We start from the raw sequence: 17,818 nt of genomic DNA on the forward strand, positions 1-17,818 counted from the left end.
GGGAGCGAGCTACAGTTCGTACCGTTCGCCGTCGACCGCCAGCGGCTCCTCGAACGCCTCGTCGGCGGGGTAGTAGTGGGCGAGGTGGACCAGCCGCGTCCGCTCGGCGTTCAGTTCGGCGGCCAGATCGAGGGCGCCCTCCCGGGTCATGTGCTTCGTCCCGAACGTCCGAGGGACGCCGTCGTCGGTCTCGTGGCGTCCGCCGGCGGGGTGGTACTCGCAGAGGTTGGCGGGGACGATAGCGTCGGCCAGCAGCAGGTCTGGGTCGGCCAATACCTCGCGGGACTCTTCGGGAACGTTGTAGCTCGTATCGCCGGAGACCGATAGCTTCGATCCGGTCACGGGGTCTTCGATCGCGAGTCCGTAACAGACCAGCGGCGGGTGTTCGACCGGCACCAGGGTGACGTCGAACCCGCAGACGTGAATCGTCTCGAGGGGCGTCGTCGGGCGGACCTCGAGCGGATCGAGGTAGTGGTAGTCGTCGCGGACCGTTTCCGCGACGCTCTTTCCCGTCTGCGGGTCGGTCTCGTCGGCGGCGTAGACGGAAAGCGAGTCGAAGACCCGGAAGACGTTGCCGAGCCCGTCGAGGTGGTCGAAGTGGATGTGGGTGATGACGGCGGCGTCGGGCAGCGGCACGTCCTCGCGGAGGAACTGGTACCGAAAGTCCGGGCTGAAGTCGATCAGCAGCGACTCGTCGACCCGTTCGTTCTCGACGTGGACGGAAAATCGGGTGCGCTCGACGCCGCGCTCGCGGGCGGCCTCGCAGGTGTCGCAGTCGCAGCCGACGGTCGGCGTGCCGGTGGTGTCGCCGGCGCCGAGCAGGGTTACGCGCATCGCTACGCCCACCTCAATGAGGGGACTCCGGCGGGCGCGGGCTGTGTTGCGGTCCGGTCCTCGAGGCCGTCGACTCGTCGCCGCGGGTGCGGACGGATCGCGTTGCCGTCGGCCGCCGCGTCGTCCTGTGGCGATCCATCGCTCATCGAGGTGTGATTAGCAGCCGTCGCATAAAGGGTATTCCCCCATCTCCCGCCCCCGTCGGTCGAATCGGCTGGCTCACTCCACCGTTCCGGATTCGCTGTCGACGCGACCCTCGTGCTCGTGATCCCGCAGCAGGTCCGGTTCGACGTCCCGGAGGACGGCCTCGTGGGTCGCCTCGAGGACGACCGGCGGCGCGCTGTCTGCCTCGACGGCCTCGAGCCACCGCGCGACGCACAGACACCACCGGTCGCCGGGCTCGAGGCCGGGGAACTCGAACTCCGGACGCGGCGTGACGAGGTCGTTGCCCCGCGCTCGGCTGAACCGCAGGAACTCCTCGGTCATCACCGCACAGATCTCGTGGCGGCCGCGGTCGCCCTCGACGCGCCGGCAGCAGCCGTCCCGCAGGAAGCCCGCCATCGGGTCAGTGCTGCAGGGCTCGAGTTCGGTGCCGTAGACGTTCCGGTCCTCGAGGTCGTCGGTCATAGGCGGGCAGTCGGAGGCCGCCGGGAAAAGGGTGTGCGTCGCGGCCGACCGCGGAGGGCCGACGAAGGCGGGCGGACGAGCCGTGACGGCGGCGAGTCGTCTGCGCTCACTCGCGGTCCGACCCCGGTTCCGGTTCCAGCCCCGGCGGCGCCACCGGCTCGATGCCGCGCTCGGCGAGATACTCCTCGAGGAAGGCCGCGCGCTCACCGATCTCGTTCGGGCGGTGGGAGTCCGTGCCGACGGTGACGGAGACGTCGTGGGCCCGCAGCGTCTCGAGGAACGGGTCGGACGGGTGGACGAGCGCCGCGTCGGAGACCGCTCGCCCGGCGTTGATCTCGGGGACCGTCCGCGACGCCGCGAGCGCTTCGGCCACGCGTTCGTAGTGGTCCATCGTCGCCCGGCCGCGAAGGGGGGCGGTCCGCTCGACCAGATCGAGGTGGGCCGCGACGTCGAACAGCTCCGACTCGACGAGCGAGACGAGAGTCGCGAAGTAGTCGTCGACGACCCCGTCCAGCTCCGCCTCGGTCATCTGCGCGAAGTTGCTCGGCACCTGGACGTTCAGCCCGTCGACGCCGTGGACGCTCCCGATCGTGTAGTCGAAATTCGCCTCGGCGAGGAACTCGCGGATCTGGCGCTCGTCTCGCGGGTCGTAATCCATCTCGACGCCGTCGTAGATCTCGATCGAGATGTCCTCGCGCTCGCGCTCCGTCTCGATCGCTCGACGGCGGCGCTCGTAGGTCAGATCCAGATTGAAGCCGTAGACGTTCCGGACGGTCGCGGGTCTCTCGCGGGACGAAACCGTGCAGTGGTCGGTGAACCCGATCCCCTCGAGGCCGGCCGCCGCCGCGGCCTGTACCATCCCGCGCAGAAACTTCCCGTCGGAATAGTTCGTGTGGGCGTGGAAATCCCTCATACGGGTACGACACGGAGCGAGCAGTTGACAGTTACGCAGGAGAGTCCGCGCGCGACTCGAGAATGCGACGCGTCGCGGGTGGACGGTACCACGCCGGTCGACTGCGGATGAACGCCGGTACGTCGGTCGAGCGCCGGCAGACGGTCAGTGATCGTGATCGTGGTCGTGGTCGTGGTCGTGGTCGTGCGAGTGACCGCTCGGCTCGCCACCGTCGCTGGCCTTTCCGAGATCGCCGCCGGCGACCAGCGCGTCGTGGTCGCCGCCCATCATGTCCATGTTCTTCAGCGTGTCCCGCTCCTCGAACTCCTCGACGGCGTTGAGTAAGTCCTCCTGTGTCAGCGTCGTCCGGTCCTCGGTCAGGGCCTCGAGGACGGCCTCGCGGAGCACCATCCGGAGGTCGCTGCCGGTCAGCCCCTGCGTGGCCTCGGCGATGAGGTGGGGATCGAACTCGTCGATCTCCATCCGGCGGGTGATCAGCGAGAGGATGTCCGCCCGCATGTTGTTGTCGGGCTTGGGGAAGTTGATGATCTCGTCGAAGCGCCGCCAGGCGGCGTCGTCGAGCTGGTCGGGGTGGTTGGTCGCACCGATCAGCAGGACGTCGTCCTCGATGAGCGAGATGTTGTCGATGCTCTTGAGCAGGGTGTTGACGGCGCGTTTGAGCGCGGCGTGTTCGTCGCTGCTGCGGGTCTTGGCGACGAAGTCGAACTCGTCGATAAAGAGGATACAGGGCGACAGGCGCTTGGCGACCTCGAAGGTCTTGTCGACGTTCTTCGCGGTCTCGCCGAGATACTGGCTCGTGATCATCGAGAGTTTGACTTCGACGAACGGCAGGTCCATATCCTGGGCCAGCGCCTGCGCTGTGGAGGTCTTCCCGGTACCCGGCGGGCCGACGAACAGCAGCTTCCCGATCTCGCGCAGCCCGATGTTCGAGAGGTAGTCGCGGTGTTCGATCGCCTTCGAGATCTTGTCGAGTTCGTTCTCCTGATCCTCGGTCAACACGAGGTCGTCGAGGGACATGTCGACCTCCTCGGGGGCCCGAACTTCGACGAGATCCAGCATCTCCTCGTCTTCCTCCTCGTCGAAGTACTCCTCGAGGAGGCCGTCGATCCAGACCCGATCGGCCTGGATCGGGCGGTTCCGCTCTCGCGCTTCCTCGTGGGTGACGTCGAACGTCTCGCCGAACTCCTCGTGTTCGGCGAGGTGTTTCGCCAGCGTCGGGTTCTCGCGCAGTCGGTCGTCGTCGACGCGCTCGGCGAACCATTTCTCGGCCATCCCTTGCTGGGCGAGGGTGATCGTCCCCGAGAACTCGTCGCGCTCGGTGAACATCAGCTCCGAGACGGCCTCCCACGGCCGACTGACGTCGGTCGCCTCCCGGGCCGTCGTCGTCGTCACCGAGAGCGGACGACTGATGCCGGCGGGAGTGCGTCCCGACTCGTCGTCATCGTCGTCGTCGCTCTCGACGCCGCCGGTCCAGAACACGCGGCGATACGCCGGCGGCAGATCGTTCTCGTCCAGCGTTCGGTCGTCCGAATACACGCTCGTCGTGAGCAGGAACTCCACGACATCGAGCGCCGCATCACTCATTCGGTCAACGTACTCACCACACGTTCTTAACGTCGTCGTCCTGCGCAAGGTCTGCGCCACCGTTTGCCACAGTCTCACTCGCACTCGAGTAGCCGTTTCGAGCCGCCGCGTACCCGACTGCGGCACAACGGTTTTCGTCCACCGGCGCACATGCATGGATATGAACGTCTTAGTGGGCCTCGTCGGGAGCGACGAATCGCTCAAAACGCTCCGACAGACGATCGAGCGCACGCGGGAGGTCGGGGACGACCTCACCGTCGCCGTCGTCGAAAAGCCCGAGTCGAAACGCTCGCAGGCGGAGATGGTCGAGCGGACCGAGGAGCTGCTGACCGAGACCGGCATCGACGCCGAGATCGTCACCCTCGAGGGCGATCCCGGCAGCGCGCTGGTCGACCACGCCGAACAGGGCGAGTTCGACCAGCTCGTGATCGGCGGCGGCACCCTGAGCCCGATGGGCAAGATCCAGCTCGGCCCGATCACGGAGTTCGTCCTGCTGAACGCCCCGACGACCGTCAAACTGGTGCGATAACGATGGCCGGAACGAGACCGTATCCGGACGACCCGGCCGGACCGTTCCCCTCGCCGCCGACGACGGTCGAGGACCGAGAGGGTCGCTCGATCGAGATTCGGGCCACGAACGACTTCGCGGAGACGCTCGCGGACGTCGTCGAGATGTACGTCGCGTTCGACCCCACGGACCGCGCCCAGGGGATCCCGCCGACCGGCGAGTCGCGCATCCGCAACTGGCTCGAGACGATCGCCGACGAGAGCGTCAACGTCGTCGCCTACCACGAAGCGGACGTCGTCGCCCACGCGATGCTCGTCCCCGATACCGACGATCCGTCGGCGGTCGAGGACCGCAGCGACGTCGAGTGGGAACTCGCCATCTTCGTCCTCCAGGAGTACCAGCGGGCCGGCATCGGAACGAAACTGCTCGAGCACCTGCTCGGTCACGCCGCCGACATCGGGATCGAACAGGTCTGGTTGACCGTCGAGCGCTGGAACAACCCCGCGATCGCGCTCTACGAACGGGTCGGCTTCGAGGCGACCGGCACGGAGAGCTTCGAACAGGAGATGGCGATCCGGCTGTAGCGAACGGGCATCTCTCTGCAGTCTCGACGATCGGATCGCAGGTCTCCGCGGTCTCGTTCGCGAACTCGGTCTCGAGGATCCGAGCTACCCGGCCATCGGGAACCCGTTGCGCTCCCCAGAAATCACTGGCTGAGAACCGTCCCACACTTATATCGAGAACGCCGGTGTCGTATCGGATGCAGTCGGCGTGGCGGTGGTGTAGCGTAACACACGCCCGTTCCACGGGTGTGCCGAAGGTTCGAATCCTTCCCGTCACATCCTTCTCGGTCCGTTACCCGTCCAGTGCCGACGCTTTCACAGGCGGTACAAGGCGGATGCCCCGGCCCTTGGGGCCGGGGAGGAAGCCGACACCCGATGACACAAACCACGTCACGATGGCAGGCCGACCCCCTAAACGTATAATAACCACTGGCGTCGGGAGTACGAGAAACGCCGTGCATCGCTCCAGCAGTGTGGCTCTCGCCGCGCCCACGAAAACATCGAGAGCGTTGGGCAGAAAGAGTACGGACGGTTCGGGATATACCTGCATACGGTGGCGAACGAACTCATTGAGGAAGCCGTCGAGAACGACTGTTCGCACATCGTGTTCGAGGACTTGACCTACATTCGGGAGAACATTCCCGAGGCGACGTGGCAACACATCTGGGCGTTCCGACGACTCCACGAGTACGTCGAATACAAGGCCGAAGAACACGACATCGAAGCCGTACAGGTTGACCCTCAAAACACGTCAAAGCATTGCTCAACGTGTGGTTTACCCACGACGACAATCGCCACCAAGAGTCGTTCGAGTGTCAGCAGTGCGGGTACGAGAACCACGCCGACTACAACGCTGCGAAGAACATCGGTTTGCAGTATCTCCGTCGTCGGCAAAACGCAGACGATGGAGGCGCACCCGTAGATGTGCGCTTGAATCGCGGGACGCTGAACGTGAGCGGGGAGTACGTCCCCCCTGCCTCTGTTGAGGCATAGAACGGGAGTCCACGCGAAAGCCTCGGTTGACCCCGAGGCGATTTACACCGACAGGACCGGCTGGCTCGCGTAGGAGAGCACGTACTCGGCGGCCCGCTCGAGGACTTCGGCCGACGCGGTTTCGGTGACCGGCTCCCTCGGAAGGACGATGAAGTCGGCGTCGACGGCGTCGGCGGTATCGAGGACGACGTTGCCGGGGTGGCGCGTCTTGCGCGTCTGCGAGAAGCCGTCGTCGACGGAGGTCACGAGCGGGACGTCCGCCTCGTCCGCGATGATCCCGATGTCCGCGAAGAATCCCTGCGTGTCCTCCGCGACGGCGTCCTCCTCGAGGGTGCCGGCGTTCATCCCCTGCACGACGCCCCTGCCGAGGACGTACAGGGCGTGGACTTCGGCGTCGTAGCGCTCGGCGACGGCGACGGCGTACTCGACGGCGGTGGCGGACTCCTCGCTCCCGTCGACCGGCGCGAGTACGGTGTCGACGGTAACCGGCTCACTGGCGACCATACGCGGTGGTGTGTCCCCCGTCACAAAAAAGCCACCCCACGACCGCCCGCTCGCGGGGCGGAGCCGCCGGTGTTTAAGCCGTCTCGGCCGTAACCCCCGTGCATGTTCGATACGGTCGTGGTCGCCACCGACGGCTCCGAGAGCGTCAAGCGAGCCGTCGACGTCGCGCTCGATCTCGCCGACCGCTTCGACGCCGAGGTCCACGCGCTCTCGGTCGTCGACGCCAGCGAGGTCGACGCCTCGCCCCAACAGCTCCGGGAGGAACTGCGGACCGCCCTCGAGACGACCGCCGACGCCGCGCTCGCGACGGTCGAGGAGCGAGCCGACGCGGACCTCGAGATCGACACCGCCGTCCGCGAGGGCCGGCCGGCCGCCCAGATCTGCGAGTACGCCCGCGAGATCGACGCCGATCTGGTCGCGACCGGGACCCGCGGTCGCCACGGCGAGAACCGCCTGCTGCTGGGGAGCGTCGCCGAGCGAGTCGTCCGCACCTCGCCGGTCCCCGTCCTGACGGTTCGACAACTCGAGCCCGCCGGCGAGGGGGCCGACGACGAGGCGGTCGGCGCCGCCTGAGCGGCGAGCAGCAGAACGACGCCGGGCGCCATCGCGTCGCAACGGCCGAAATAGGAGACGCTGACTCCGCCGCGCCGCGACGGCCGAGACCGGCGATTACTTCCGGACCCGCCACGCAGTCGTTGCTATGGACGAAGAACTCATCGACAGCGGCGACCTCCCGCTCGCCCGCAAGTCCGTGCTCCCGGGAACCGGTTTCTTCCTGCCCGACGCGCTCGAGGAGGACGTCGAGGACGAGCAGGCCGCGGCCGCCCTCGAGGGCGCTCGGGTCGCCGTCATCGCAGACCCCGACGCGGACGGGTTGGCCTGCGTCGCCCTGCTCCGCGAGGCCTACGACGACGTGCGGAACGTCCCGGAACCCGCCGAGGAGGACGAGAGCGACGGCGACGCGCCGACCGAGGCGACGGACGCGGCCGACGCCGTCGACGACGCCGACGAAGCGGCGGCGGGACTCGCCGACGAGACCGTCGATCCGCTCGAGGACCCCGAGCCCACGCCCCACGAGGTAGCCCTGATTCCCGCCAGCCCCCACGACGTCGAGGACGCGCTGGCCCGCGTCGCCGAGTTCGGCGACGAGGGGATCGACCTCTTCGTCTGCGATCTCGCGCCGGACAGATACGAGTACGTCGAGGAAGAACTCGATGCGGCGCTCGAGACCGCCGACCGCGTCTCGTGGTACGACCACCACCAGTGGAACGACGACGTCGCCCAAGCGGTCCGCGACGCCGGTGTCGACCTCGTCGTCGGCGACTCCGACGAGGAGTGTTCGGCCGACGTCGTCTACCGGTCGCTCGAGTACGACTTCTCGCCGATGTACGAGGAACTGGCCGCCGTGACCCGGGACCACGACCTCTGGCTGCGCGAGGACCCGCGCAGCGACGATCTGGCGGACTACGCCTACTGGACCGATCCGGCGGAGTACGTCGAGGTCGTCCGCGAGTACGGCGTCGACCTCCCCGAGTGGGTCCGGGAGTTCCTCACCGAGCGCCGCGAGGAGAAGGAGGCGCTGATCGACCGGGCGCTGGCCCGCGCGGAGTTCCGCGAAATCGGCGGCTACACGGTCGGCGTCACCTACGGCCGCTGTTCGCAAAACGAGGTCGCCGAGGGGATGCGCGAGCAGGGCGCCGACGCCTCAGTCGTCGTCAAACCCGCCGGCTCCGCCTCGATCCGCGGCACCGACGCGTTCGACCGCTGCCACGAGGTCGCGGGGAAGGTAAACGGCGGGGGCCACCCCAAGGCCGCCGGCTGCAAACCCGACATCTACGACGACATGCTCGACTACGCGAACCACTGGACGTCCCGCGGCGCCGTGACGAAGCAGGTCATTCTCGACGCGTTCCGCGAAGTCGTCGCGGACGAGGCCGAAGACGAGAACAGCACGGACACCGACGAAACGTAAGCGGTCCTTTTCCGTTCCACTGCCGAGTCGAGCAATACCGACACCGCCCGCTCTCCGGCGTCGTCCCGCGCATACCCATCAGTTGGTGGGAATCCAAATCAGTTAGGAGTCACCGCTAATGGAGAGAGTGTGGTCTGCAAAACTGCGGCAGGAAGTGACTTCATAACCACCACTGGCCGTGTCGAACCGAGCTCCTGCATCCTGCCCGCACCCCCGTCAACTGTCACTTCAGTTCCGACTCCCACTCCTATCCATCCGTTCGTTCCGACGACCGCGGAACCGTCACCGTTGGGAGAGCGCGTACCGCATCACGAGCTGCAGGACGTGAACGAAGACGCCGGCGACGGCGACGTAGACGCCGATCGTCTGGAGCGCGACCGAGGCGTCGCGATTGTCCCGAACTCGCCAGATCTCGTACCCCAGCCGGAGCAGGAATCCGAGGAAGATCAGGACGAACCCGGCCAGCAGGACGGGCTGGACGAATGTGCCGATCAGGATCGCGACGAGCCCGCCGATGAAGGCGTAACCCGCGTACGTCCCCCAGCTCTCGAACGTCTTCGAGCGCGCGTAGACGTAGCCGGAGATCACCGCCGTCATGAGCGCGACGACGACCGCCGTTATCCCGAGAATAGTCAGCTGACTCTCCCGCGGAGCGAAACGGAGCACGCCCGCGCCGAAGATCCCGAACGCGAGTTGCAGGAGTACCATTCCGACGAATGCGATGCCCATATCCCCGCCCTCGACGCCTCGCTGGGCGACGTACTGGCCGGCCATGATCGCCGCGCCGTAGACGACCGCGCCGATGATCGGGGCCGCGAACAGGTACTCGTTGACCTGCGCCAGCGGCGTCGTCGCGACGGCGTACATCACCGCGACGTTGATCGCCATCAGGACGCTCGCGCCGCCGATCACCTGCACCTCGCGACTCGAGAGACCGAATCCCCGTCCGGTCTCGTGTGGCGTTTCGAACGAACTCATAGCCCGACCCTAGCCGTGCGGGCCGCAAAAGCCTGCGCCCTACCGCTGAAACCCGCGTGCGGGCCGTCCGCCGGGGTCAGGCGTCGGCGTCGGGAACGTTCCACTTGTCCGAGTACGCCGTCCCGCACGTACACTTCGCGTACGCGTGCACGACGTCGCCCTCGGCGTAGATGCCGCCGACGTCCTCGTTCTGTTCCTCCGCGAAGGCGAAGACGAACTGCACCGCGTGGTCCTCGTCGGTCGGCGCCTCCGGACACTGGCCGCCGGTGAGGTCGTCCTCGATGATTCCCTCGAGTTCCATCGCGGACTTGGCGAACTGCATCGCCTGCGTGCCGGTCGCCGCCTCGAAGGCGTTGCGGCCGCGCTCGCCGTCGACGACGATCAGGACGCCGTCCTCGACGCGCTCGCCGAACTCAGCTAAGCGGTCGTCGGAGACGTACGAGTCGGCCAGAAACAGTGCGACGTCGTCGGGCCGCTCGCCGGCCAGAAACTCCTCGCGTGGGTCGGTCATAGACCGGGATTGTCGCTCGAGGTGGAAAAAGGACGCGTCATCGGGGTGGCCCTGGGATCGCAGGCTATGGGTCCAACTCCGATTTGGTCGCCGCGATAACTGCGGGAAACGGATCTCATCCACGGCCGTCGATCGACGGCCGTCGGTGGCGGCCCAGACGACGAAAAAGACTCGGGGGATCCAGCTACGACGTAGTCAGCGCTCGTCGGACTCGTTCGTGCCGGGAGCAGTGCTCTCGTTCTCGAGGTCGTCGCCGTTCTCGACGTTCTTCCCTTCCTCTTCGAGGTCGGAGTTACCGTTCTCGAGATCCTCCTCGTATACCTTCGAGTTCATGATGTTGCTCCAGATCATCACCTCGACCATATCGAGCTCGTTAGCGGCCGATTCGTTCTCGGCGGTCTCGTTATCGGCCGAGTCGTCAGGCGTCTCGTTGCCGGCCGACGTATTCCCGCCGGTATTGCCGCTATCGGCCGGGGTGAGCCACTCGGAATTGATTCCCCAGCCGAGCGCCTGTTCGTCGAAGGGGTTCGCGATCTCGGAGTAGAGGAAGGAAATATCCGAGCCGCGGTCGATCAGCGCCTGCCTGTAGACCTCGTAGATGATCCGGATCTCCTCGTTAGATTCGTCGACCGTTTCCGCGTCTGATCGATAGGTCAGGTAGAGTTCGCCGTCGTCTTCGAGGAGTTCGTCGACCGCGATCCCGTTCTCCTCGAGGAAGTAGTAGAACTCGCCCGGCGATCCCTCCCGGGGTTCGGAGGGTTCGACGGGTTCGATTACGGTCGCCGACGAGGAGCCGCCGACCAGCGAGCCGAGACAGCCGGCGGTCGCGACCGTCGCGACGCTCCCGGCGGTCGCGCCGAGGAATCGTCGTCTGGACGGGGAGGACTCGTGTTGCATACCGTTCAGTCGCAACGGCACCCGCAAAAAGACGCGGACGATATCGAACACTGAGTCGTGCCTCGCAGTGCACTCGGTTGCCATGTGAGTCAGCTACTGTAGTACGTAGCACCCACGAACCGAGCGGCCGTATTGAATCGTTGCCGTTGGACGCAGTACTGTGCGAATCCGTCCGCAAGAACCGAATTGGACCGCGCTCCACTATGGAGACGAGAGCGGCGGACTACGATGACCGCCGAAAATGAAACACGCCGTCTGCTGTATTCCCTGTAATGACCGTCTCGAGCCGACGGAGGTCAGGTCTCGAGATCGGATGCGGCCAGCATGACCTGCAGTGCCTCGCTTGGCGTCATATCATCGTCGAGCTGGCTGGCGTACCACGTTAAGAGATCAACGAACACCTCGCGGACATCGTGGGACGCCGCGCGGTGATGTGCGATCTCCCCGTCGGTTTTTAACGTAATATCGACCCCGTGCGGTTCGGACGCGTCGGACAGTCGTTCGCGTGGATCGTGTGCGTGATCGGACGATTCGGACTCGAGTTGCGTGAGGCGACTCGAGTCGTCGGTGCTCGCGGCGTCGGCAGTCCCTGTGACTGCGTCCGCGGCGGGCGATTCGTCCGAGCGAACGAGATAGCGGTTCTCACCGAGGTCGGCGACAGTGTCGTCGTTTAACTGCAACTCGTCAGGGGTGAGCACGCTGTCGTCCTGCGTCGGTTCCGGGGTCATGTGTCAGTTAGTCAGTTACTGTGAATCGCTTAGACCTGGACAACCTGTTTGTCACCGAAGGTCGACGGCACACTGACACCGTAGCTGAACTGTGCACCGGATTGGTCGATGAGTTTGATTGTCGCGCTCTCTCCGCCCGCGAGACCATTAGTCTGGATGTCCGAGACGGAAATCGAGAGTTTTACGCGGTCGTCTGTGTTCAGCAGTTCGGTACTGGTACCGGAGCCGGTGATGTTTGCTGTGGCGAAATTGTCTGCATTCGCGCCCGCGACAGTATCGCCACCATCGTCGTAAACCAGTGTCGTGTCGGCCTCATTACTGGTATACTGTACGGTCATCGCGGACAGGTCGATCGCTCCGGAACCTGCCGACTTCATGATTGTCATGTTGACCGTTTCGACGTAGTCGCCGTTAACGGAGCCGCTGGCGTGAACGACCTCAACCTGGTTCGCGACGGCTTCCTGAGTCTCGGAGCCAGTATCGGAGGCCTGGCTCTGCAGTGTTCCGGCCGTGTTGATTAATACGCCCGCTGCAATCGCTGCCACCAGAACCATCGCGATGAACACGATGAGGGTACCGATACCCACTTGACCGCGGTCTTCAGCCTCTGTGATTTTCTCGAACATCAGTTTAGACCTCCACGACCTGCTTGTCGCCGAAGGTCGACGGCACGCTGATACCGTACGTGAATTGTGCACCAGACTGGTCGACGAGCGAAACTGTCGCGCTGTCGCCACCAGCGAGACCATTACCGCCGTTGATCGTCGCAACGTCGATGGAAAGTTTGACGCGGTCGTTTGTGTTTAGTAGTTCAGTATCATCACCAGAGCCAGTGATATTTGCGGTGGCGAATTCTGTCCCACTGGACAGAGTTGCCGGCGTTGCACTATCGTTGTACGTAAGTGTCACGTCGTCCTTGTCACTGGTATACTGCACGGTCATTGAGGACAGGTCGATTGCTCCGGAACCTGCCGATTTCATGATCGTCATATTGACTTGATCAACATAGTCTCCATTGACAGAACCGCTCGCGTGAACGACTTCGACCTGGTTCGCGACGGCTTCCTGCGTCTCGGAACCGGTGTCGGACGCCTGACTCTGTAGCGTTCCGGCCGTATTGATCAATACTCCTGCTGCGATCGCTGCGACCAGGACCATCGCGATGAACACGATGAGGGTACCGATACCCACCTGACCGCGGTCTTCGGTTTCTGTTATAGTTTCGAACATAGTGCGTACACCCTGCGTGCCGCGCTCGCCCACGACGGGTCGCGATTACACCGCGTGCGACGCGTCCGGCCGTCCACATCGCGGACGCCGATCGCCGACCTGACGGGGCGAGCCCGTCGCTCCCTCGAGGGGCGTGGCGACGGGACTCGATCGCTGTCCCGTCGAAGGCCGGCGTGTGGCGAGATCGGTGGCATCACAGTATCTGGGGATGCACCCCGGTGGTGACAACGGATAGTCGGACTATCAAGCTCTGTATCACTTCAGTCGGCGTATCGAGACTCGACTCACGATTCGAAACGCGGCGCGAACTCGAGCGTACACCTTTAGGACCGTGCCCGCTACTGAGGAGTAGTATGAGTCTGCGACGTGTATCAGGGGAACCATCGTCCGTTGCCGCCGGCGTCTGCGAGCCGGAGCTCGCGCTCGAGCCGCCCGCGACGACGAGCCCGCCGCGTCGGGACTTCGTGTAGGAGCCTATGAATTTCGGACTCGCAACCCTCCGCGAACTCATCGAAGACTTCCTCAGTAACAGCGGCGGCCGTCGCGGCCGCCAGCGCGAGCAGCACCGAGAGAGCGACGAGTTCGATGGGGAAGAGGGCGCCGGGTCGGCCGGCGCGCCGGAATCCGGCGACGAATCCGCGGAATCCCCCGCTGATCTAGCTGCCGACGACGACACCGAGTCCGATGCCGAGGAAGAAAGCAGCGGTGGGAGCGGCCTGTTCGGACGCGGCTCCGCGGACGGAGACGACGAGGACGATATCGACGACCTCTATTACCGGATCGAGGAGCTCGAGGAGGAACTCGAGGACAAGGAGAACGAGCTGGGGTCGGTCCAGGACTCCCAGCAACACGTCGCGGAGCAGGTCGAGGAGATGAACGATCGCGTCCAGCAGCTGCTGGGCGTCTACGATCAGGTTACGGACGACGTGAACCCGTTCACCGGCGAGGGCGAAGCCCAGAACGGCTTCGGCGTCTTCGGCGAGGACGAAGCGGGCGCCGAGACGCGGGCGACGGACGGAGCCGGGATCCGGGCCAACATCGAGTCGAACGCCGACGGCGACGAGACGGTTTCGTTCGACGACCTCAAGGGCGTGATCGAGGACGCCGCGGCGGCCCAGCCGTCGGACGGCGAGACGATCACGTTCGACGAGGAGGCGGTCGACGGAGACGATACGCACGTCGCGGTACGGGCGACGGACAGCGTCGACGATTCGGACGCGTCGTCCGGGGCCGCGGACGGCGAGCACGACGACGAGTCGACGGGCGACGAGCCGGACGACGCGACGCTGACGACGCTCGCGGACACGTACGCGACGGACATCATCGTCTTCGAGTGGCTTACCCAGTTAGTCAGAACGGGTGGATCGGCCGCGACCCTGCGGGCGATCTCCTACTACGCCGAGATCGGTTGGATCGACGAGGAGGTCAAGACGCACCTCGAGAGCGTGCTCAGCGGGCCGGACCTCGATATGAACGTCGATCCCGGCTCGACGCCGGAGGAGCTGACCGCCGAGGACCACGCGGACAGCTACACGTACATCATGAAGCTACAGGAGATCCACGAGACGAGACGGGAGGTCGAAACCGACGGCCCGACGGAGGCGGGGTCGACCCCGTGACCGATCGGAGGTGACCAGGAATGGGATTCAGTACCAGTGGCGCGGCCGCGATCCTCTTCGTCGGCGCGCTCGTCGCCGTCGGGATCGCGTATCCGGTTATCCAGACGGCCCACGAGGACCGCCGGGCCGCGATCGACGACCGCGACGACCGGTCGCTCGATCTGCGCAACACCGATCTCGAACTCGAGGAGACGACCTACAACGATTCGAGCGACAATCTCACCGTGAACGCGACGAACGTCGGCTCGACGACGCTGTCGGTCTCCGAGACGGATCTGCTGATCGACGGCGAGTACGAGCCCAACGGCGAGTGGCTCGAGGTTCGAGTCGACGGCACCACCGGCCGGGAGCTGTGGCAGCCCGGCGAAACGCTGTCGATCGTCGTCTCGACCGCCGACCGACCGGACAGAGTGAAGCTCGTGACCGAACACGGCGTCGCCGCGACGACGACGGAGGTGTGATCGATGGCGAGTGACTCCGTCTCGTCGCTGATCCTCTTTATCGCGGCGATGCTCGTCGCGGCCGGCGTCGCCGGGACCCTCGTGACCAACGTCACCGAGATCAGCGGCTCGATCGACACCTACGGCGGCGAGGTCAAAGAGAAGATCGACACCGACGTCGAGATCATCAGCGATCCGGGCAGCGATGCGATATACAACGACACGAGCGAAAACGTCTCCGTGCTCATCAAGAACACCGGCCAAAAGACCCTTGCCAGCGACGGCTCTGCACTCGACGTACTGATCGACGGTGAGTACGTCTCGAGCGAATCAGCTACGTTCACCGTCCACGAAGGGAGTTCGGACACGTGGCGGCGCGGCGAGGTCGCCGAACTCGAACTCGAGCAGAAACTCGAACCGGAGACCGAGCACCGGATCGTCGTCATCGTCAACGGCGACGAGGAAACGCTCCGATTCTACGTGCCATGACCGACTACCACTCCATCGGATTGACAGGGCGGGACCGCGTGAACAACGCCATCGGCGGCGGCATCCCCGAGGGCAGCGTCGTGCTCATCGAGGGCGTCGACGGCGCCGGCAAGAGCGCGCTCTCCCAGCGCTTCTCCTACGGGATGGCCACCGAAGGGACCTACGTCACCTACATCTCGACGGAACTCGAGTCCTGGGAGTTCGTCCAGCAGATGAACTCGCTGTCCTACGACGTCGTCGACCTCCTGTTAGAGGAACAGCTGCTGTTCCTCCACGCGAACGTCGACACGCACGACGAAGGGAAAAAGCGGCAACTGCTGGCTCGCTTCGCGAGCGCGAAGACGCTCTGGAAGGCCGACGTGGTCTACGTCGACACGCTCTCGGCGCTGTTGCGCAACGACCCCAACTACGAGGCGGTTATCGACGACGGTGACGAGGACCACGTGATCCAGCGGCTGGTCTCGTTTCTCCGGCAGGTCACGATGCAGGACAAGACGGTCGTGTTGACGGTCGATCCGTCGAGCGTCGGCGACGACGCGTTACGGCCGCTGCGGAACGTGGCCGACGTCTACTTCGAGATCGAGACGAACACGGTCGGCCAGGAGATCCGACGGAAGGTGTTGGTGCGACGGTTCCAGAACATGAAGAGCCCGGTCGACGACTCCATCGGTTTCAGCGTTCAGCAGGGCCGTGGCATCTCGATCGTCAGTAGGACGGTGGCGTAAATGTCGGACTTCGGAACCGCGCGACTCGAGAACAAACTGGACGCGCTGGCCGACGAGTACCCCCACCTCCGGGAACACCTCGAGTGGTTCTACGAGGAGTACAACGAGTACCCGAAACTCATCGACGAACCCTCGAGCGAGTGGGAATCCCACCGGCCCAACGTCATCTACGTGGCCGAGGAACCGATCTTCTGTCACGTCTACGGCGATCTGGGGATCAGCACGACCTACTACTGCGTCGAACCGACCCTCGAGGGCGAGGACGAGGAGCTGTACGACCGCATCCGCCGCCGGATCCTCGACAAGAGCGTCACGCGACCGGCGCCCGGCGACAACGAGGAGTTCGAGGAGCACTTGGACGAACTCCTCGACGACGTCGTCGAGGTCACGTCGGGGATCACCGGCCAGTCGATCGGTCGGCTCAAGTCCTTCGGGACCAGCAAGATCTCCCTCTCGCAGGACCAGTTCGATCGGCTGCGCTACCAGCTCCAGCGGGACATCGTCGGGCTCGGACCGCTCGAGCCCGTGATGACCGACCCGGCGAACGAGGACATCCACGTCATCGGACCCAAGCAGTGTTACCTCGATCACGGCACCTACGGCATGATCGAGGCGACGGTCGACTTCGGCACGCCCGAGGAGTTCGAGCAGTGGCTGCGCAACATGGGCGAGCGGATGAACCACCCCGTCAGCGACTCCGACCCGGTGATCGACGCGACGCTGCCCGACGGCTCGCGTATCAACATCATCTACTCCGACGACGTCTCCGTGCAGGGGCCCTCGCTGACGATCCGTCAGGGCGAGGAGATCCCGCTGTCGGTCTTCCAGATCACGAAGTGGGGGACGATCTCGCCGGAACTGGCCGCGTACCTCTGGCTCTGTCTCGAGAACGAGCAGACGGTGTTCGTCGTCGGCGAGACGGCGTCGGGGAAGACGACGACGCTGAACGCCGCGCTCTCCTTTATCCCCCGGGACGCGAAGATCTACACCGCGGAGGACACCGCCGAGGTCATCCCGCCCCACGACACCTGGCAGCAACTGCTCACCCGCGAGGGATCGGGCGACGAGTCGGCCGACGTCGACATGTTCGACCTGGTCGCGGCCGCGCTGCGTTCACGTCCCGACTACATCATCGTGGGCGAGGTCCGCGGAGCGGAGGGGCAGATGGCGTTCCAGGCGGCCCAGACCGGTCACCCGGTCATGCTGACCTTCCACGCCAGCGACATCGTCTCGATGATCCAGCGGTTTACCGGCGCCCCGATCAACGTCCCCGAGACGTTCATGGACAACTGCGACGTCGCCCTGTTCCAGAACCGGGTCAAGCAGGGCGACGACGTCCTCCGACGGGTTACCTCGGTCCAGGAGATCGAGGGCTACTCCGATTACGAGGGCGGCGTGGTCACCCGGCAGGCGTTCAAGTGGGACCCCCGCGACGACGACGTCTCCTTTACCGGCCGAAACAACTCCTACGTCCTGGAGGAACAGATCGCGACGCTGCTGGGGTACGAGGACACCCGCGAGATCTACGACGAACTCGACCGGCGCGCCGAGATCATCCGACAGCTGATCGACGCCGACATCCTGGGCTACCACGAGGTCAACAAGGCCATCGCCGACTTCCAGCGCGACGGCATCGAAGGTCTCCCGATTCGGATCCGCAACCTCAACCAGTTCGCCTGAGTACCGCACCGCTTCTCACCGCA

At 65.1% G+C, this 17,818-nt stretch carries 21 protein-coding genes, 1 tRNA gene and 1 pseudogene; 11 read left to right on the forward strand and 12 right to left on the reverse strand.

Going from position 1 to position 17,818, the window contains the following annotated elements; translation table 11 throughout:
- Positions 1-9: 9 nt before the first annotated feature.
- The 5 genes from HTZ84_RS19380 to HTZ84_RS19400 all read right to left on the reverse strand — a co-directional run bounded on the left by HTZ84_RS19380 (position 10) and on the right by HTZ84_RS19400 (position 3,958).
- A complete protein-coding gene (locus HTZ84_RS19380; RefSeq protein WP_174682166.1) occupies positions 10-834 on the reverse strand; it encodes an MBL fold metallo-hydrolase in 825 nt (274 codons plus the stop codon).
- Positions 835-836: 2 nt separating this feature from the next.
- Positions 837-980: a hypothetical protein gene (locus tag HTZ84_RS19385; RefSeq protein WP_174682167.1), complete on the reverse strand. Its 144-nt coding sequence runs from the start codon at positions 978-980 to the stop codon at positions 837-839.
- 73 nt (positions 981-1,053) lie between these two features.
- Complete coding sequence (locus tag HTZ84_RS19390) at positions 1,054-1,461, reverse strand: DUF2237 family protein (protein WP_174682168.1); 408 nt, start codon at positions 1,459-1,461, stop codon at positions 1,054-1,056.
- A 106-nt stretch (positions 1,462-1,567) separates the two neighbouring features.
- Positions 1,568-2,374 carry a histidinol-phosphatase HisJ family protein gene (locus HTZ84_RS19395; RefSeq protein WP_174682169.1) on the reverse strand — a complete coding sequence of 269 codons (807 nt, stop codon included), beginning with the start codon at positions 2,372-2,374 and terminating at the stop codon, positions 1,568-1,570.
- A 144-nt stretch (positions 2,375-2,518) separates the two neighbouring features.
- Positions 2,519-3,958, reverse strand: a complete 1,440-nt coding sequence (locus HTZ84_RS19400) for an ATP-binding protein (RefSeq protein WP_174682170.1) — start codon at positions 3,956-3,958, stop codon at positions 2,519-2,521.
- Between the two features lie 160 nt (positions 3,959-4,118).
- Between HTZ84_RS19400 and HTZ84_RS19405 the strand changes: the two genes are divergently transcribed.
- From HTZ84_RS19405 to HTZ84_RS19420, 4 genes and pseudogenes are all read left to right on the forward strand, one after another.
- Entirely contained in the window at positions 4,119-4,487 is a 369-nt protein-coding gene (locus tag HTZ84_RS19405) for a universal stress protein (RefSeq protein WP_174682171.1), read from the forward strand.
- A gap of 2 nt (positions 4,488-4,489) precedes the next feature.
- Complete coding sequence (locus tag HTZ84_RS19410) at positions 4,490-5,050, forward strand: GNAT family N-acetyltransferase (RefSeq protein ID WP_174682172.1); 561 nt, start codon at positions 4,490-4,492, stop codon at positions 5,048-5,050.
- A gap of 187 nt (positions 5,051-5,237) precedes the next feature.
- Positions 5,238-5,307, forward strand: a tRNA-Gly gene (locus HTZ84_RS19415).
- A 275-nt stretch (positions 5,308-5,582) separates the two neighbouring features.
- Positions 5,583-6,022 (forward strand): annotated as a pseudogene (locus HTZ84_RS19420) (zinc ribbon domain-containing protein).
- Positions 6,023-6,064: 42 nt separating this feature from the next.
- Here the strand turns inward: HTZ84_RS19420 and HTZ84_RS19425 are convergent.
- Positions 6,065-6,526, reverse strand: a complete 462-nt coding sequence (locus HTZ84_RS19425; RefSeq protein WP_174682173.1) for a universal stress protein — start codon at positions 6,524-6,526, stop codon at positions 6,065-6,067.
- 102 nt (positions 6,527-6,628) lie between these two features.
- Here HTZ84_RS19425 and HTZ84_RS19430 point away from each other — a divergent pair, with 102 nt between their 5' ends.
- Both HTZ84_RS19430 and HTZ84_RS19435 read left to right on the forward strand, forming a co-directional pair.
- Complete coding sequence (locus HTZ84_RS19430; RefSeq protein WP_174682174.1) at positions 6,629-7,099, forward strand: universal stress protein; 471 nt, start codon at positions 6,629-6,631, stop codon at positions 7,097-7,099.
- Between the two features lie 127 nt (positions 7,100-7,226).
- Positions 7,227-8,498 carry a DHH family phosphoesterase gene (locus HTZ84_RS19435; protein WP_174682175.1) on the forward strand — a complete coding sequence of 424 codons (1,272 nt, stop codon included), beginning with the start codon at positions 7,227-7,229 and terminating at the stop codon, positions 8,496-8,498.
- A gap of 282 nt (positions 8,499-8,780) precedes the next feature.
- Here the strand turns inward: HTZ84_RS19435 and HTZ84_RS19440 are convergent, their stop codons facing one another.
- The 6 genes from HTZ84_RS19440 to HTZ84_RS19465 all read right to left on the reverse strand — a co-directional run bounded on the left by HTZ84_RS19440 (position 8,781) and on the right by HTZ84_RS19465 (position 12,842).
- Positions 8,781-9,476 carry a hypothetical protein gene (locus HTZ84_RS19440; protein WP_174682176.1) on the reverse strand — a complete coding sequence of 232 codons (696 nt, stop codon included), beginning with the start codon at positions 9,474-9,476 and terminating at the stop codon, positions 8,781-8,783.
- Between the two features lie 76 nt (positions 9,477-9,552).
- Positions 9,553-9,987: a DUF5807 family protein gene (locus HTZ84_RS19445; protein ID WP_174682177.1), complete on the reverse strand. Its 435-nt coding sequence runs from the start codon at positions 9,985-9,987 to the stop codon at positions 9,553-9,555.
- 195 nt (positions 9,988-10,182) lie between these two features.
- The gene (locus HTZ84_RS19450) at positions 10,183-10,884 is read right to left on the reverse strand and encodes a hypothetical protein (RefSeq protein ID WP_217468245.1); all 702 of its coding nucleotides are present in this window, start codon (positions 10,882-10,884) and stop codon (positions 10,183-10,185) included.
- Between the two features lie 296 nt (positions 10,885-11,180).
- Positions 11,181-11,612: a DUF7500 family protein gene (locus HTZ84_RS19455; RefSeq protein ID WP_174682179.1), complete on the reverse strand. Its 432-nt coding sequence runs from the start codon at positions 11,610-11,612 to the stop codon at positions 11,181-11,183.
- A gap of 29 nt (positions 11,613-11,641) precedes the next feature.
- Positions 11,642-12,238 (reverse strand): archaellin/type IV pilin N-terminal domain-containing protein, encoded by a 597-nt coding sequence (locus tag HTZ84_RS19460; RefSeq protein WP_174682180.1) that lies wholly within the window; start codon positions 12,236-12,238, stop codon positions 11,642-11,644.
- 4 nt (positions 12,239-12,242) lie between these two features.
- The gene (locus HTZ84_RS19465; protein ID WP_174682181.1) at positions 12,243-12,842 is read right to left on the reverse strand and encodes an archaellin/type IV pilin N-terminal domain-containing protein; all 600 of its coding nucleotides are present in this window, start codon (positions 12,840-12,842) and stop codon (positions 12,243-12,245) included.
- Positions 12,843-13,318: 476 nt separating this feature from the next.
- Between HTZ84_RS19465 and HTZ84_RS19470 the strand changes: the two genes are divergently transcribed.
- From HTZ84_RS19470 to HTZ84_RS19490, 5 genes are read left to right on the forward strand one after another with little or no spacing between them, the layout of a single operon-like run.
- Entirely contained in the window at positions 13,319-14,461 is a 1,143-nt protein-coding gene (locus HTZ84_RS19470) for a FlaD/FlaE family flagellar protein (protein WP_174682182.1), read from the forward strand.
- Positions 14,462-14,481: 20 nt separating this feature from the next.
- The gene (locus HTZ84_RS19475) at positions 14,482-14,922 is read left to right on the forward strand and encodes a flagellin (protein WP_174682183.1); all 441 of its coding nucleotides are present in this window, start codon (positions 14,482-14,484) and stop codon (positions 14,920-14,922) included.
- 3 nt (positions 14,923-14,925) lie between these two features.
- Positions 14,926-15,390 (forward strand): flagellar protein G, encoded by a 465-nt coding sequence (locus tag HTZ84_RS19480; RefSeq protein ID WP_174682184.1) that lies wholly within the window; start codon positions 14,926-14,928, stop codon positions 15,388-15,390.
- Positions 15,387-16,115, forward strand: coding sequence for an ATPase domain-containing protein (locus tag HTZ84_RS19485; protein WP_008893686.1), 729 nt, complete (start codon positions 15,387-15,389; stop codon positions 16,113-16,115). The genes HTZ84_RS19480 and HTZ84_RS19485 overlap by 4 nt, the downstream gene beginning before the upstream one ends.
- The gene (locus HTZ84_RS19490; RefSeq protein ID WP_174682185.1) at positions 16,116-17,795 is read left to right on the forward strand and encodes a type II/IV secretion system ATPase subunit; all 1,680 of its coding nucleotides are present in this window, start codon (positions 16,116-16,118) and stop codon (positions 17,793-17,795) included. It begins immediately after the preceding gene.
- Positions 17,796-17,818 lie beyond the last annotated feature (23 nt).

Source organism: Haloterrigena gelatinilytica (genome assembly GCF_013342145.1).
In the GTDB taxonomy this organism is placed as follows: Archaea; Halobacteriota; Halobacteria; order Halobacteriales; family Natrialbaceae; genus Haloterrigena; species Haloterrigena gelatinilytica.

Bases quoted from the DNA above. Each gene is read 5' to 3' on its own strand.
- HTZ84_RS19390 (WP_174682168.1), bottom strand. From the start codon at position 1,461: ATGACCGACGACCTCGAGGACCGGAACGTCTACGGCACCGAACTCGAG.
- HTZ84_RS19480 (WP_174682184.1), top strand. From the start codon at position 14,926: ATGGCGAGTGACTCCGTCTCGTCGCTGATCCTCTTTATCGCGGCGATG.
- HTZ84_RS19410 (WP_174682172.1), top strand. From the start codon at position 4,490: ATGGCCGGAACGAGACCGTATCCGGACGACCCGGCCGGACCGTTCCCC.
- HTZ84_RS19475 (WP_174682183.1), top strand. From the start codon at position 14,482: ATGGGATTCAGTACCAGTGGCGCGGCCGCGATCCTCTTCGTCGGCGCG.
- HTZ84_RS19440 (WP_174682176.1), bottom strand. From the start codon at position 9,476: ATGAGTTCGTTCGAAACGCCACACGAGACCGGACGGGGATTCGGTCTC.
- HTZ84_RS19455 (WP_174682179.1), bottom strand. From the start codon at position 11,612: ATGACCCCGGAACCGACGCAGGACGACAGCGTGCTCACCCCTGACGAG.
- HTZ84_RS19490 (WP_174682185.1), top strand. From the start codon at position 16,116: ATGTCGGACTTCGGAACCGCGCGACTCGAGAACAAACTGGACGCGCTG.
- HTZ84_RS19485 (WP_008893686.1), top strand. From the start codon at position 15,387: ATGACCGACTACCACTCCATCGGATTGACAGGGCGGGACCGCGTGAAC.
- HTZ84_RS19400 (WP_174682170.1), bottom strand. From the start codon at position 3,958: ATGAGTGATGCGGCGCTCGATGTCGTGGAGTTCCTGCTCACGACGAGC.
- HTZ84_RS19405 (WP_174682171.1), top strand. From the start codon at position 4,119: ATGAACGTCTTAGTGGGCCTCGTCGGGAGCGACGAATCGCTCAAAACG.
- HTZ84_RS19465 (WP_174682181.1), bottom strand. From the start codon at position 12,842: ATGTTCGAAACTATAACAGAAACCGAAGACCGCGGTCAGGTGGGTATC.
- HTZ84_RS19460 (WP_174682180.1), bottom strand. From the start codon at position 12,238: ATGTTCGAGAAAATCACAGAGGCTGAAGACCGCGGTCAAGTGGGTATC.
- HTZ84_RS19445 (WP_174682177.1), bottom strand. From the start codon at position 9,987: ATGACCGACCCACGCGAGGAGTTTCTGGCCGGCGAGCGGCCCGACGAC.
- HTZ84_RS19380 (WP_174682166.1), bottom strand. From the start codon at position 834: ATGCGCGTAACCCTGCTCGGCGCCGGCGACACCACCGGCACGCCGACC.
- HTZ84_RS19450 (WP_217468245.1), bottom strand. From the start codon at position 10,884: ATGCAACACGAGTCCTCCCCGTCCAGACGACGATTCCTCGGCGCGACC.
- HTZ84_RS19425 (WP_174682173.1), bottom strand. From the start codon at position 6,526: ATGGTCGCCAGTGAGCCGGTTACCGTCGACACCGTACTCGCGCCGGTC.
- HTZ84_RS19435 (WP_174682175.1), top strand. From the start codon at position 7,227: ATGGACGAAGAACTCATCGACAGCGGCGACCTCCCGCTCGCCCGCAAG.
- HTZ84_RS19470 (WP_174682182.1), top strand. From the start codon at position 13,319: ATGAATTTCGGACTCGCAACCCTCCGCGAACTCATCGAAGACTTCCTC.
- HTZ84_RS19430 (WP_174682174.1), top strand. From the start codon at position 6,629: ATGTTCGATACGGTCGTGGTCGCCACCGACGGCTCCGAGAGCGTCAAG.
- HTZ84_RS19385 (WP_174682167.1), bottom strand. From the start codon at position 980: ATGAGCGATGGATCGCCACAGGACGACGCGGCGGCCGACGGCAACGCG.
- HTZ84_RS19395 (WP_174682169.1), bottom strand. From the start codon at position 2,374: ATGAGGGATTTCCACGCCCACACGAACTATTCCGACGGGAAGTTTCTG.